This window comes from Amycolatopsis sp. NPDC003865 (assembly GCF_053605345.1).
Genome location: NZ_JBSGJA010000009.1, coordinates 206,926 through 220,642, shown reverse-complemented (window position 1 = coordinate 220,642; position 13,717 = coordinate 206,926). Strand labels below are relative to the sequence as shown.

Genomic DNA, 13,717 nt, shown 5'->3' with positions numbered 1-13,717 from the left:
CGGGTGGCCCGTGCGCCGCGGGCCGGGACGTCCTAGAGTTCGGCGCTACCGGCCGGTGGAGCGGGTCACCATGGGAGGCGGACGGGTGCGGGTGCTGCTGGTGGAGGACGACGACCGGGTCGCGGGCGCGCTCATCCCGGCGCTGACCCGCCGCGGCCTGGCGATCGCGCGGCTGGCCACCGGCGCCGGCGTGCTCGAGCGCGTGCACGAGGTCGACGTCGTCCTGCTCGACCTGGGGCTGCCGGACATCGACGGTGTCACGCTCTGCACCCAGATCCGCGCGGTCAGCGACGTGGCGATCATCGTCGTGTCGGCCCGCGGCGAGGTCGACGACCGGATCCGGGGCCTGCGCGCCGGCGCCGACGACTACCTGGTCAAGCCCTACGACGTCGAGGAGCTGCTCGCCCGCGTCGAAGCCGTGCGCCGCCGCCGTCCGGAGCACACCGTCACCGAGCAGGCCGTCATCGAGGTGGGCGACGTCAGCGTCGACCTCGCCCGGCACGAGGTGCTGGTCGACGGGCGCGCGATCGCGTTGTCCCGCAAGGAGTTCCAGGTGCTCGCGCTGGTCGCCGGCGCGCGCGGCGCGGTGTGCTCGCGCGAGCACGTGCTCACCGAGGTGTGGGGGCACCGGGGCGCCGCGGAGAGCCGGTCGCTGGACGTCCACGTCGCGACGCTGCGGACGAAGCTGGGCCGCCCGTCGCTGATCGAAACGGTCCGCGGGGTCGGCTACCGGCTCGGCGGCGCGGCCGCCCGGAGCTGACGACGTGCGCGTCCGGCTGCAGGGCATCGTGCTGACGCTGGTGGCGCTGCTGGTGTTCGGCCTCGGCATCCCGCTGGCCATCTCGATCGCCGCCGGCGCGCAGCAGGACCTCTTCCTCGACCGGCTCACCGACACCGCCCGGTTCGCCTCGCTGGCGCAGCGGCCGCTGCTGGACAACAAGCCGTACCTGATCGAGCCCGACGTCCGCCGCTACACCGAGGTGTACGGCGTCCAGGTGGTGGTCGTCGACCCGGACGGCAAGCCGGTCGTCACCTCGCTCGGCCCGGCCGCGGCGCGGATCGACCTCAAGGACGAGCGGATCAGCGACCCGGTCCACGAGGCGTTGGCCGGCCGCCGGTCGCAGCCCGCCGGCGTGCTGATGCCGTGGGACTCGACGCCGCTGGTGCTCGCCGAGCCGGTGCTCGCCGACGGCGAGGTGCGTGGCGCGGTGCTCACCGTGTCCACCACCGATTCCGAGCGCGCCGCCGTGCTGTGGTGGTGGCTGCTGCTCGCCGCGGGCGGGATCCTCGCGTTCGTGGTCGCGCTGGGCGTGGCGATCCCGGTCGTCCGGTGGATCCTCAAGCCGGTGAAGCGGCTCGACGACGCGACCGGGGCACTGGTCGCGTCCGTGGTCAGCGGGCGGGAGGCCGAGCCGGTGGGGGAGAGCGGCGGTCCGCCCGAGCTGCGGCAGCTCGGCCGTTCCTTCGACCGGATGGCCGAGAGCGTGTCGGGCGCGCTGGCCGCGCAGCGCGCGTTCGTCGCGGACGCCTCCCACCAGCTGCGCAACCCGCTGACCGCGCTGAAGATCCGGCTCGGGAACCTCGACGGCCACGTCGTCGACGACCAGTCCGCCGCCGACCTGGAGGCCGCGCGGGTGGACGCCGGGCGGCTGCACCAGATCCTCGACGGTCTCCTCTCGATGGCCCGCGCGGAGGCGTCCGGCGGCGAGCTGGACCCGGTGGTGCTCGACGACGCCGTCGCCGAGCGCGTCGCCGACTGGTCGGTGGTCGGCGAGGCCAGGGACGTGCGGCTGGTCGTCGACGCGGCGGGCGACGGCGCGCGGGTCCGGATGCCGCCGCGCGGCGCGGAGACGATCCTGGACGCGCTGCTGGACAACGCGCTGAAGTTCACCGCGGCCGGCACCGAGATCCGGGTCGCGGTCGAACGCGACGGTGACCGGGTGCGCCTGTCCGTCCGCGACCACGGGCCCGGCCTGCCGCCCGAGGAGCTCGACCGGGCGCTGGACCGGTTCTGGCGCAGCCCGGCCCACCAGAACGTGCCGGGCTCGGGGCTGGGCCTGGCGATCGTGTCCGAGCTGACCGCGCACTCCGACGGCGAGCTGGCGCTGGACCTGCCCGACGGCGGCGGCCTGCGGATCACGATGACGTTCCCGGCCGCCTAGGTCTTCTTGTCCCGGTAGTACCGCAGCGCGCCGGGGTGCAGGGGGATCGGCTGGGTCTCGATGCCGGGGTGGACGTCGATCGACAGCGCCGCCGGGTTCGCCAGCGCCAGCTGCTGGCGCGCGTCGAAGAGGCCGCGGACCAGGGCCTCGGCGACGTCGTCGCTCATCGACTTCGGGACGATCAGGAAGTTGGGCACCAGCAGCGTGGTCACCGGGCCCGGCTGGTTGTACGTGCTCGCCGGGATCGACGCGGTGCCGTAGACCTGGTTGACCTCCTGCATCTTCGGCATCACGTCGGCGATGTCGAGCAGGCGCAGCGACTGCGTGCCGTTGTAGGCGGCCAGCGTGGGCGTCGGCAGGCCGCCGGACCAGAAGAAGGCGTCGATCTCGCCGTCGAGCAGGGCCTTGACGGAGTCGTCGAGCCCGCGGGAACTGGTGGTGACCGAGTCGGTGAGGTCGGTCGCCTGCAGCAGCCGGCGGGCGATGTACTCCACGCCCGAGGACTTCGCGCCGGTCGCGATCCGGCGGCCGCGCAGCTGGCCGACGGTTTTGATGTCGGAGTCGGCGCGGACGACGATGTGCAGGTAGTCGTCGTGGATGCGGGCGAGGGTGGTCAGCCGCGGGTCGCTCTTGTACCGGTCGGCGGCGACGTCGGCGGCGACGAACGCGACGTCGGCGGCCCCGGCGAGCACCTTGTCGATGTTGTCGGGCGAGCCCTGGGTCTGCAGCACAGCGGGCCGCTCGATGTCGAGGCCCGCCGCCCACGCCGTGGCGAGGGTCTGGGCGAGCTTGTCGTAGACGCCGCCGGGGTTGCCCGCGGCGATCCGCAGCTTCAGGTCGCCGAACCCGGAGCTGCACGCCGAGAGCGCCAGGACCAGGGCGGCCGCCATCGCGAGCGCCTGCCTCCGCCGCTTAGTGGCCACGGCCCGATCGTGCCAGATCCGGTGCTCGAGTGGTCGGCCACCGGCGATCAGGGCACTCTCGGTGCGGAGGAAGGGAGAGCTTCATGGACGTCGTCGTCGTGGGTGGCGGGCTGGCCGGGCTGAGCGCGGCGCGGCGGCTGCGCCGGGCCGGGGCCGAGGTCACGGTGCTGGAGGCGGGCGACGCCGTCGGCGGCCGGGTGCGCACCGACGTCGTCCGCGGGTTCCGGCTCGACCGCGGGTTCCAGGTGCTGCTGCCCGCCTACCCGGCGCTGCGGCGGCTGACCGACGTCGCCGCGCTGCGGCCGCGGCCGTTCACGCGCGGCACGATCGCGATGACCGGCTCGGGCCGCCGCTGGCTCGCCGGGCCGTGGCACGGCCTGCCCGCGGTGCGCGGGGCCGCGGCGTTCGCGGTGCGCCGCCCCGCCGACGGCGCGCGGATGGCGGCGCTGGCGGCCAAGGACGTGCTGGCGGCGGACCGGACGGACACCGGGCGCAGCACCGCCGAGGAGCTGCGGCGCTGGGGCCTCTCGCCGTCGACGGTCGAGGAGGTGCTGCGGCCGTTCCTGGCCGGGGTGTTCCTGGACCCGGCATTGGCGACGTCGAGCCGCCTGTTCCACCTGATCTGGCGCAGCTTCCTGCGCGGCGGCGGCGCGCTGCCCGCCGAGGGCATGCAGGCCCTGCCGGACCAGCTGGCGGCCGGGCTGACCGTCCGCACCGGCGTCGAGGTCGACGCGGTCACCGAGGACGGCGTCCGCACCCGCGACGGGGAAGAGGTCCGCGCGCGGGCCGTGGTGGTGGCGACCGACGGGGACGTGGCCGCGCGGCTGCTGCCGGGGGTGGAAGCGCCGGGCTGGCACGCGGTCACGACCTTCTACTACCGCGCGGGCACCTCGCCGCTGCGCTCGCCGACCCTGCTGGTCGACGGCCTCGACGACCTGCTGCTGAACACGGCGGTGCTCAGCGAGGTCTCCCCCGCCTACGCCCCGGAGGGCTCGGCGCTGATCTCCGCGTCGGTGCCCGACCGCGCCGACCCGGGCCTGGAACCGCGGGTCCGGCAGCGGCTGGCGCGGATCTACGACACGGACACGCGGGGCTGGGACCTGCTCGAGACGTACGCGATCCCGAAGGCGCTGCCGGTGTTCGGCCCGGGCGCACCGCTGCGCCGGCCGGTGCGGATCGGCCCGGGCCGGTACGTGTGCGGTGACCACCGGGACACGCCGTCCGTGCAGGGCGCGCTGGTGTCGGGTCAGCGGGCGGCCGCCGCGGTGCTGGCCGACCTCGTCGCGTAAGTCCACAGTGGACGGGCATGGCTGACTCCCGGGGATGGGCCCCTGGGCGGGTGGCGGCGCCACGCAGAGGTTCGAGGTGGAACCGGTTCCGAGGATCGCTCCGCGGCGCCGAACTGTCAAGGGTTGACAGGCCGGGTGCGGTGGTATGAACCTTTTCACCGATCGTTCCCCGCCGGCCCTCGAGGGCATCCGCCCGGCGTTCAGGGACGAGCCGGACGACGCCGTCCCCTGACCGGCGGCGGGTCCGCCCCACTTCCCCGGCCAGGGAGGAACCATGCCCTCGAACGTCCTGCCGCGGCGCCGTCGCCGCGGACCCGGTACCCGCTTGGCTACGCTCGCGGCGGCCCTCGCCGTCGCCGTCCTCGGGCTCGCCGCGCCTTCGGCGACCGCGGCGGACGCCTTGATCTCCCAAGGCAAACCCGCCACGGCGTCGTCGGTGGAGAACGCCGGCACCCCCGCGAGCGCGGCGGTGGACGGCAACACCGCCACGCGCTGGTCGTCGCAGTTCAGCGATCCGCAGTGGCTCCAGGTCGACCTAGGCGGGGCGGCGACCGTCAGCCAGGTCGTGCTCCGCTGGGAGGCCGCCTACGCGACCGCGTACCAGATCCAGGTGTCCGCCAACGGTTCCACGTGGTCCACTGTGTACCAGACGACCACCGGCACCGGCGGCACGCAGACGCTGAACGTGACCGGCTCCGGCCGGTACGTCCGGCTCGCCACGACCGCGCGCGCCACCCCGTACGGCGTCTCGCTGTGGGAGTTCCAGGTGTTCGGCACCGGCGGCGGGACGACGCAACCCGGCGCGGGCACCCCGCCGGACTCGTTCTGGGGTGACACGGCGAGCATCCCGGCTGCGCGCAACGTGCTCACCGTGAAGGTGCTCAACCGCACCAACGGCAAGTACCCGGACAGCCAGGTGTACTGGAACTTCGGCGGTCAGACGCACTCGATCGCCGAACAGCCCTACCTCGACATGCCCGCCAACTCCGCCGGGCGGATGTACTTCTACCTGGGCAGCCCGAACAGCCAGTACGCCGACTTCATCGAGTTCACCGTCGGGCCGGACGTGTTCAACGGCAACACGACCCGCGTCGACGCGTTCGCGCTGAAGCTGGCCATGCGGCTGCACGCCCACGACGGCTACGACGTCCAGGTGGGCGACGACTACGGCCTGTTCCAGGAGGACCGCTCGGCCACCTTCGCCCGGTTCCAGTCCGAGGTGCCGACGGAGTTCAAGGGCCTGGCGACGGTGAACGCGCCGTACCGCATCCCGGCCCCGGGCAGCGCGCCGGACTTCCGGGCCGGCGGCCAGTACGCGAACTACTTCACCGCCTACGCGCAGTCGGTCGGCGTCAACGAGCCGACGTCGAACATCACCGGCTGCGCCGGTTCGCTGGCCGGGAACCCGGACATGTGCGCGGCGCTGAACCGCCACACCGCGCACCTGCCGCAGTCGCAGTGGCAGGACCCGGCGCGGTACTACCAGGCGGCCCCGGCGAACTACTACGCGAAGTTCTGGCACGACCACGGGATCAACCACCTCGCCTACGGCTTCCCGTACGACGACGTGGCCGCCCAGTCGTCGTTCGTCTCCCACGGCGACCCGCAGTGGCTGGTGGTCGCGGTCGGCTGGTGACCGGCCCGGCCCTCCGGTGGCCACCGGCTACCGGAGGGCCGCGATCCCGGCCAGGAAGATGTCGACGCCGGCGAGGAACTGCGCCCGGTCGTCGTGCTCGCGCAGCTGCGCGGAAACCCGGTGCACGAACGGGTACTCCTCCGGGTCCAGCTCGGCCCACTGCGCGGCGACCTTCGCGAGGAAGGCCGCCCGGTCCGCTTCGCCGAACGCGAGGACCCGAGCGTTCGCGGCGTTCTGCCCGGCGACGCCGAGGACGTAGTTCACGAGCGCGCCCGCGGCGTCGAACAGCGCCGCCGCGGGGACGCCGAGCGCGTCGAGCAGCCGTCCGGTGCTTTCGTAGATCTCCAGGAGCGCGGGACGCCACGGCTCCCGGGAGAGCTGGGCGCCGACCCACGGGTGGGCGTCGATCGCGTCGAACAGGCGCAGTGCCACCGTGCGCAGGGCTTCTCGCGGGTCCCCGGTGACGACCACGCCGGTCAGCACGCCCGCGATGACGTCGTCGGTGGCCGCCGCGAGGAGATCGCTCTTGTTCGCCACGTGGTGGTAGATCGCGCCGTAGCCGGTGCTCAGGCGCGTCGTGAGCGCCCGGAAGGTCAGCGCGGCCTCGCCGCCGCCGTCGAGCAGCTCGGCCGCCGCCTTGACGATCACCTCCCGGGACAGCCCGTCCGTGCGTCGTTTCGCCATGGGCTCATCATGCCATCTTTGGATCGTCGATCCAAAATCGTGGTAGCGTTGTTGGAGTGACAATCCATTGCACGATCGTCGGCGCCGGCCTCGGCGGTCTCGTCCTGGCCCGCGTCCTGCACGTCCACGGCATCCCGGCGACGGTCTACGAAGCGGAGACCTCGCCGGCCGCCCGCCGCCAGGGCGGAATGCTCGACATCCACCCGTGGAACGGCCGGCGGGCGCTCGACGCGGCCGGCCTCACGGAGGGGTTCCGCGCCCTCGTCCTGGCGGGCCGGGAGTCCTACCGCGTCCTCGACCGGACAGGGACTGTCCTGCTCGACCGGCCCGACGACGGAACCGGCGAGCGCCCCGAGGTCCAGCGCGGCGAACTGCGGCGGCTGCTGCTCGATTCGCTGCCGCCCGGGACCGTCCACTGGGGACGGAAGGTCACCGGCGTCCGGGCCCTCGGCGAAGGACGGCACGAAGTGGGCTTCGCGGACGGCACCACCGTCGTCTCGGACCTGCTCGTCGGCGCGGACGGCGCGTGGTCCCGGGTCCGCCCGCTGCTGTCGGACGCCGTGCCGGAGTACGTCGGCGTTTCGGTGGTCGAGACGTTCCTGTTCGACGCGGACACCCGCCACCCCGCCGCCGCGAAAGCCGTGGGCGCGGGGTCGATGTTCGCGCCGGCGCCGGGCAGGGGAATCCTGGCGCACCGCGAAAGCGGCGGGACGCTGCACGCGTACGCGCAGCTGCGCAAGCCCGAGGACTGGGTCTCGGGCCAGGTCGCCGGGGAGTTCGCCGGCTGGGCCCCGGAGCTGAGGGCGTTGCTGACGGACAGCGACGTACCGCCGGTCCTGCGCCGTCTGTACACGCTGCCGCCCGGGCACCGCTGGGACCGCGTGCCGGGGGTGACCCTGATCGGCGACGCGGCCCACCTGATGCCGCCGAACGGCGAAGGGGCGAACCTGGCCATGCTGGACGGCGCTGACCTCGCCCAGACGATCGCGGCGAACCCGGAGGACCCGGAGAAGGCGTTGGCGGAGTACGAAGGGGCGATGTTCCCCCGCGCGGCGGCCGAAGCGGGGGAGGAGGACATCTACGACGTCATGCTGGGAGAGGATGCGCCGCACAGCATGGTGGCGATGTTCACCTGACTGGTTCTGACCGGCAGCGAAGACGCGGTATGCCTTGGGGAAACGCCCAGTGGTCTTCGCGCCAGGCGAGGTCCTCGTGGGACAGGGTCACCGGCTGACCGAAGGAGAAGTGCCGCCACGCCGCCCATACTCGCGTTGACACCAACCGGTCCGCCACCGATCGTTAGCCGCCGGGGAAGGTGCGGGAGAGGACGTTGTCGTCGGCGAGCGAGCCGGCCGGCGCGAGGTGGACGTGCGGACGCGGCCAGCCGGCCGCCGGAAGCCGATCTCGTCGTTCCGCTGCGTTGCCTGCTCGAGGGGCCGAGCGCCCGCGCCGAGCCCGGCCCCGGCCAGTCGCTGCGCGGAGACCAGGCACTGCGGCCGCGACCGGTCTCGCCGGCCGCGGCGCACGAACCTTGAGGTGCGGAGCGTGCGGCCGGGCCGGCACGCGGCAGGTTGCGGAAGCACCTCTCGGCGTCACGGGCCCGTCACCGGCATGCGCGCAGGCAGCACCGGTGTGCGCGCCGACTCGGCAGGTGGCGGCTTTGCCTCGTCAGGCTGGTGTTATCCGACGTAGCACCGCCTTGCCATGTGTTTGTCGGCCTGATGCTGCTTCCCAGATTCTGCCGTGAATCGACCGGCTTCTGAAGTGTGTCCGTTGTTCAGAAGCCTTGAAGAGCGGATGAACGTAATTCTTCGAATTCTCGCTGAATAGGCGCGGGAAGCGCTCCGAGGATGATCGGCCGATAAGACCGGGCCTTGATGATCGCCTTGTGCTTTCCGGCGCTCTGCGCGGCTTCCGCCGCTTGACCGATTTCGGCGCAGAGTGCGCGGCGCCCCTCCGGAGTTCCTCTGACCGCGCCTCGCAAATAGGAGCGAGCCAAGCTGTCGAGTAGGGACTCCATGTGTGTTTGTTCTGACGATTTACCGAACATTTCGCGCTCCTCGGGTTTCCGGCACTGACGGTGCCGGGTTCAGGGAATCACTGGCCGACCGACGCCAGCCATACCTGGACGGGACTGGCGCATTGTGGTGCCGTACCTGAGGCACAATCTTGGTTGTTCCAGAGCAGAAATCCAGCGGCCAGTATGACGCCGATAAGCCACGGGCGGATCGCCCGGGTCAACGAAAGCTTGGGAAGTGCTCGCTTGAGCAGGTCGTCGATTGCTTCGATGACGGCCATCACGCCGGCACCGTAGCCGTACACGACCTCCGGCGGCTTCCGGCCGAACCTGCGTGCGAGCCGGCTGGCGCCGAGGTCGGGCAGCAGCAACAGGACCACCAGCCCGCGGGTGAGCAGGGTCAGTGGGTGGACCAGTGCGCCGCCCAGCCACGGGAGCAGCTTGGCGGTGAGTACGCGCAGCAGGAAGAACGCAAGCACGACGGCGACGATCAGCTCCCCGAACGTCCGGAGCCAGAACGGGAAGCCGATCTGCGTGGCAGCGTCGTCCAGCAGCCCGACCAGGTCACCGAGCACCGGCACGTCGGAGACCGGACTGAGCACCTCAAGCCTAGCCATCGTCCTCGTCCTCTTCGTCCTCGTCGTCCAAGTCGGCACGGCTGGACTTCGCCGTCACGGGTTTGGGTGGGTCGGAGACGCTCGGCTTGCCCACGAGGGTGTCGTTGGCGTCCGACAACAGGCCCGCGACGTCCCGCCGGGTCACCAGCCGCGCTTCCAGCAACGTGTTCAACACCGTCAACGAACGGTCGTAGTCGAGCTGCTTCTGGTCCTTCCACAGCTCCAGCACGTCTTGGACGTCTTCCTTGTTGCCGGAGAGACGCAGCGCGAGCATGTTGATGTCGCCTTCGCGCAGTACCTCGGCGTAAAACCTCAGGCGCTCCTGCTTGAGCTCGAGTTCGTGCTGCTCCTTCATGAGCTCCAAGGCACGTTGGTGTTCGGCGTGCAGCAGGTTCAGCTCGTGGGCACCCACTGCCGTCTCCCGATCACGGATGAACTGGGTCCGCTGGGCGATATGTTCGCGTGTGCTTTCTTCGAGGGCCAGCACCGCGGAGCAGTTGACGACCTCGACGACGTCGGAGACCCGGATCACCCGGTCCTGGAACTCTTGGGCGATCTGGCGCTCGGCACTCGCGCTCTTCTCGACCTCGAAGCCGCGAGTGATGGTGCGGAGCCGCTCCTCGAGGAGATCGTGGATGACCGCTCGCGGCTCGACCGTCTGCGCCTTCACTGCGGCGATCGGGTCGTGCACCTGCCACGTCACCCGGACGTTCGCGGCGAAGTAGAACGCCTCTTCCTGAGAGGGCAGTTCCATCGAATAGATCTCGTAGTGCGGTTGGACGTCGACCAGGAACATCTCGCGCGGGGTGGCCAGCCACAGCTCACCCATGGTGAGCCGGCCGGTGCCGACCCGGTACTCGCCGCTCTTGGTGACGTAGACGACCGCCGAATGGCCGGAGGTCGCCGGATTGTCCTTGCGGAGCGAGGTGCGGCTGACCTCGATCTTCCGGACGATCGGTGCGGCCGGCGGTTCGGCCGGCGGTTCGGCCGGAGTTTTCGGCGCGGCCGCTGCGGGCGTGTCGGGTTTCTCGGGTGCGGCGTCGTTCGGGGAAGCTGACTGTGTTGTCATGAGTTCGCCTCTTTCTCATCGAAGAGCCGGAGCACGGTCCGTGCTGCGGCGGTGGGGCCTTGCCGGGCGTCGGCCCACTGTTCGAGGTCGTAGCGGATGCCGTCGAGGTCACCCGAGTACCGCCCGATGTCGTACAGCAGGCCGGCCAACGCTGGGGCGAGCGTGCTGTCCTTGCCCGAGATCTGAACCCAGTCCTTGATCACGTGGTTGGCGTCGCGCAGGAAGTCGGCGGTCTGGAGCATCCGGGAAAACAGGACGAGGATCTGTGTCCGTCGGTCTTTGTCTTGTTCGGCCAGCCACAGCAGGACCGGCCAGCGCTCCGAGCTGGTGTCCACCCGGACTCGCACGTAGCGCGAAAGGATCAGCACCGTGAGCAAGGCGGTGTCCCGCCGGTCGGGCGGCCGGCCGTCTTCGGACCAGCGGACGAGCGCGTCGAGAACTTGACCGGGATCGGCGCGCAGGAAGAGGTCGTTCAATCCGACGCCGACGGAGTAGGCGGTGGCCGGGATCGCGGCCTTGCGCAACAACTTCAACGCTTGCCGCGTGCTTATCGACGGCATACTGCCCAGTGCCTCCGCGGCGGTCGCGCGCAACGCGGGCGTCCCGCGCTCGGCCCACTGCTTGAGCACTCTGGAGACCACGTGCTCGAGCTCCGGGAGCTGCCCCGGCACACGCAGCGCCGCGACCGCCGCCCGCCGCTCCTCCGCGTTGCCGGAACCGGCCCAGCGGAGGATCATCCGGTTGAAAACGTAGGTGAAGTCGTGTTGGCTCAACGCCCCGACCGCGACGCCGACCCGGGCGGGGACTTCGTGCTCGTCGTCCCCGCCGAGGTCGAACAACCAGTCCAAGACGACTTCGAGCGCGTCGGTGTACTGCAGCCGCAGCCAGTCGAGGACGCGTGCGGGGAACCGGTCGTCCCGGAACCGGACCTTCCTCACCTGGACTTCGCCGTGGTTCGTCGCCTGCGAGCTTTCGACGAATTCGGCCCTGGCTGCCTCGACCCGCTGGGAGAGCTGTGTGGCGAAGACACGCCGTGCGCGATCTTCGCGGCGTGGGGCTTCGAGCCGCCGGAACCGGTTGGCGAGCATTCCCGCGGCAGTGGACACCATTTGCACGGACTCGTCGTTGAAGATGGCGAGGGCGATCACGAACGCGCGCTGGTCGGAGTCCTCCAGCGCCTCGAACCACTGGGAGAAGTCGACCGAACTCGCGTGCGAATAGCGGTCACGGACGTAGGTGAGGTCGAGGCGGTTGTTCGCGACGTCGATCAGCAGCCGGCCCAGTTTCGCGAGTTCTCGCGGTGGGAGCTCTTCGCCGAGCTGGTCCACGATCTCCCGCACTTCCGGGCGGGTCAGCAGCTCGCGGTCAGCCGTCGCGGAGTCGGCCAGTTCCCACGCGAGGTACCGCTCCAGCAGCGGTTTCGGTCGTATCCGGCCGAAGTCCGTCACCACGAATTCGCTGATTTCGCTGTCGACCAACCGGACGGATTTGTCGACGATGACGACCAGCATGCAGCCTTGTTCGCGCATCGTCCGCTCGAGCTGCTCCGCGTGGAACGACCGGAATTCCGAGGCTTGAAGCGGATCCAGCGACTCGAGGAGGTAACCGTGCGCGGGCTGGAGGTACTTGGCGGTCAGCTCCTTGAGCGGACGGTCGGGGTCGAGCTTGCGGACACCGGCCCGGCAAGTTTCGTTCAGCAGGCGCAACGCGGTCGTCGTCCGGCCGGTGCCCTTCTTCGCCTGGATGATCAGCAGCTGCCGCTGTTCGAGACGGTATCGAAGCTCGGCGTAACCCTCCGGCTCCACGAACGATTTTTCGATGCGTTCGAGCACGGTCCTGGGCACCTCGCCGCTGCGGAGCCGCAGGTCGACATCGTGGTAGCCGGCTGCCCCGTGCCGGTCGCCGACGTGGCCGACGGAGGTGTCACCAAGGAAGAAGTTCGCGGTCCCGAAGGAGCCGGCCAGTTCACCGGTGCCCCAGCCGAGCAGGGATCGAACGGCCGCGTCGATCTGGTCGCTGAACCGGCCCCACGACTGTGCGCTCTCCGGGTCTGCAGCTTTGTCCTGTGCGGCCCGGATGCCATCCTCGTCGTCCTTTTCTCCATCTTTCGCTTCGGACTTCTCTTCGGTTTTCTTGTCCTTTTCGGCGGTGTTTTCGGGCGGAGGGTTGTCCGACGGTGACGGCGGCGTCTCGGTCTTTTCGGATGCGTCGGTCTCCTGGTCGTCCGGTGGTTCAGTCGTCACGGCCGGCCCCTTCGTAGTAGTCGCCGGCGTGGTGAACGGCTGTCGGGCCGCGGAACTCGTAGATATTGCCGCGACGGACCGGCGTGGGGTGAGGTGTGGGGGCCGTCGTGGGCGGCGGTGAGTCAGGGCCGGGTGGCCGCGGATAGCCGGGGACCTTGACGTACAGGGCCGTTCCGGTAGCGGTGGTGACAAGCCGGTACAGCGACGGGTTGCTGCCCCCTCGGCCCCGGCGGATCACGGCCCGGTACACCCGTTCGGTGGCGACGATCGCGCAGTCGGCGTTGGGTGCGCGGTCCAGCACGTCGGTGACGGCGGCAGACAGCGCGGCCTCGACAGCGGTGTTGACGTCGAGGGTCGCCTGGTGGCCGACGAGGGGGATTTGCCCTTGGTGCACGGCGATTCTGAACGCAGCGACCCCTCTCTGACGCGCTATTCGCTCGATCGCGCCGGCCAGCGTCGTCACGACTTCGGGGGCCGGGAGCGCCTGCTCCGGAACCACCGCGACCACCCGGGAGGCGCCGGGGGACAGCTGTTCCGGCGGCAGCGTGATCCGGCACTCGGCCAGCGCGTGTTCCAGCACGTCGGTGAGGACATCCGGGAAGCCACCGGCCAGTACGACGATCGATGAAGCGACCGGCGTGACGTCGGACCCGGTGCCGAGTTTGGCGATCAGGAGAGCTGCCAAGGTCGCCGGCGACGTCATCCGCGCGTCGACGTGCCCCGTGGTCGTGCGCAGCCCCGGGATCTCGGTGTCGTCGAACCGCACCGGCAGGATGTAGCCACCCTCGGTCCGGAATTGCCGGTCCTGGGCCGAGCGCCGTTCGTGCCGGGTCCACATCCGGCGCGCGAACGCCTCGGAGGCGAACAGGACGCAGTAGCGCGATCGGTGGTTGTAGATCTCGTCGAGGCGCGTGTAAAGGTCCGCGCCCAACAGGTCCGCGGTCTCCTCGGAATCGAGGAAGACGCGCAGGCCCGCGGAGACGAGGTGCTTGGCCACCTCCTCGACGTAGTCGCGTTCCTCGCCCGCGAACGACAGGCAGTAGTCGTACTCGTACTCCGGTCCGTCGGTCATGCTTC

At 70.9% G+C, this 13,717-nt stretch carries 12 protein-coding genes; 5 read left to right on the top strand and 7 right to left on the bottom strand.

Features of this window, described 5'->3' with window-relative positions; genetic code table 11:
• Window positions 1-85 precede the first annotated feature (85 nt).
• Together ACWEVP_RS22640 and ACWEVP_RS22635 are read left to right on the top strand one after the other, a co-directional pair.
• Window positions 86-760, top strand: a complete 675-nt coding sequence (locus tag ACWEVP_RS22640; RefSeq protein ID WP_452064688.1) for a response regulator transcription factor — start codon at window positions 86-88, stop codon at window positions 758-760.
• A 4-nt stretch (window positions 761-764) separates the two neighbouring features.
• Window positions 765-2,162: a sensor histidine kinase gene (locus tag ACWEVP_RS22635; protein ID WP_452064545.1), complete on the top strand. Its 1,398-nt coding sequence runs from the start codon at window positions 765-767 to the stop codon at window positions 2,160-2,162.
• On the opposite strand, the gene ACWEVP_RS22630 is transcribed toward ACWEVP_RS22635, so the two are convergent.
• Entirely contained in the window at window positions 2,159-3,085 is a 927-nt protein-coding gene (locus ACWEVP_RS22630) for a TAXI family TRAP transporter solute-binding subunit (RefSeq protein ID WP_452064544.1), read from the bottom strand. The genes ACWEVP_RS22635 and ACWEVP_RS22630 overlap by 4 nt on opposite strands.
• A gap of 83 nt (window positions 3,086-3,168) precedes the next feature.
• Here ACWEVP_RS22630 and ACWEVP_RS22625 point away from each other — a divergent pair, with 83 nt between their 5' ends.
• Entirely contained in the window at window positions 3,169-4,374 is a 1,206-nt protein-coding gene (locus ACWEVP_RS22625) for an FAD-dependent oxidoreductase (protein ID WP_452064543.1), read from the top strand.
• A 274-nt stretch (window positions 4,375-4,648) separates the two neighbouring features.
• On the top strand, window positions 4,649-6,010 hold the full coding sequence (locus ACWEVP_RS22620; protein WP_452064542.1) for a beta-1,3-glucanase family protein: 1,362 nt from the start codon (window positions 4,649-4,651) through the stop codon (window positions 6,008-6,010).
• Window positions 6,011-6,037: 27 nt separating this feature from the next.
• On the opposite strand, the gene ACWEVP_RS22615 is transcribed toward ACWEVP_RS22620, so the two are convergent.
• Window positions 6,038-6,694: a TetR/AcrR family transcriptional regulator gene (locus tag ACWEVP_RS22615; protein ID WP_452064541.1), complete on the bottom strand. Its 657-nt coding sequence runs from the start codon at window positions 6,692-6,694 to the stop codon at window positions 6,038-6,040.
• Window positions 6,695-6,756: 62 nt separating this feature from the next.
• Between ACWEVP_RS22615 and ACWEVP_RS22610 the strand changes: the two genes are divergently transcribed.
• Window positions 6,757-7,830: an FAD-dependent oxidoreductase gene (locus ACWEVP_RS22610; RefSeq protein WP_452064687.1), complete on the top strand. Its 1,074-nt coding sequence runs from the start codon at window positions 6,757-6,759 to the stop codon at window positions 7,828-7,830.
• A gap of 641 nt (window positions 7,831-8,471) precedes the next feature.
• Here the strand turns inward: ACWEVP_RS22610 and ACWEVP_RS22605 are convergent.
• Genes ACWEVP_RS22605 through ACWEVP_RS22585 form a run of 5 tightly spaced genes read right to left on the bottom strand, consistent with a single transcriptional unit; the run spans window position 8,472 to window position 13,712 of the window.
• Window positions 8,472-8,744, bottom strand: a complete 273-nt coding sequence (locus ACWEVP_RS22605; RefSeq protein ID WP_452064540.1) for a hypothetical protein — start codon at window positions 8,742-8,744, stop codon at window positions 8,472-8,474.
• A gap of 47 nt (window positions 8,745-8,791) precedes the next feature.
• The gene (locus ACWEVP_RS22600; protein ID WP_452064539.1) at window positions 8,792-9,313 is read right to left on the bottom strand and encodes a hypothetical protein; all 522 of its coding nucleotides are present in this window, start codon (window positions 9,311-9,313) and stop codon (window positions 8,792-8,794) included.
• Window positions 9,314-9,320: 7 nt separating this feature from the next.
• The gene (locus tag ACWEVP_RS22595; protein WP_452064538.1) at window positions 9,321-10,397 is read right to left on the bottom strand and encodes a hypothetical protein; all 1,077 of its coding nucleotides are present in this window, start codon (window positions 10,395-10,397) and stop codon (window positions 9,321-9,323) included.
• Window positions 10,394-12,640: a hypothetical protein gene (locus ACWEVP_RS22590; protein WP_452064537.1), complete on the bottom strand. Its 2,247-nt coding sequence runs from the start codon at window positions 12,638-12,640 to the stop codon at window positions 10,394-10,396. The genes ACWEVP_RS22595 and ACWEVP_RS22590 overlap by 4 nt, the downstream gene beginning before the upstream one ends.
• Window positions 12,630-13,712, bottom strand: a complete 1,083-nt coding sequence (locus tag ACWEVP_RS22585) for a TIR domain-containing protein (protein ID WP_452064536.1) — start codon at window positions 13,710-13,712, stop codon at window positions 12,630-12,632. Before ACWEVP_RS22585 ends, ACWEVP_RS22590 begins: the two co-directional genes overlap by 11 nt.
• Window positions 13,713-13,717 lie beyond the last annotated feature (5 nt).

Bases quoted from the DNA above. Each gene is read 5' to 3' on its own strand.
- ACWEVP_RS22605 (WP_452064540.1), bottom strand. From the start codon at position 8,744: ATGTTCGGTAAATCGTCAGAACAAACACACATGGAGTCCCTACTCGAC.
- ACWEVP_RS22615 (WP_452064541.1), bottom strand. From the start codon at position 6,694: ATGGCGAAACGACGCACGGACGGGCTGTCCCGGGAGGTGATCGTCAAG.
- ACWEVP_RS22595 (WP_452064538.1), bottom strand. From the start codon at position 10,397: ATGACAACACAGTCAGCTTCCCCGAACGACGCCGCACCCGAGAAACCC.
- ACWEVP_RS22620 (WP_452064542.1), top strand. From the start codon at position 4,649: ATGCCCTCGAACGTCCTGCCGCGGCGCCGTCGCCGCGGACCCGGTACC.
- ACWEVP_RS22625 (WP_452064543.1), top strand. From the start codon at position 3,169: ATGGACGTCGTCGTCGTGGGTGGCGGGCTGGCCGGGCTGAGCGCGGCG.
- ACWEVP_RS22585 (WP_452064536.1), bottom strand. From the start codon at position 13,712: ATGACCGACGGACCGGAGTACGAGTACGACTACTGCCTGTCGTTCGCG.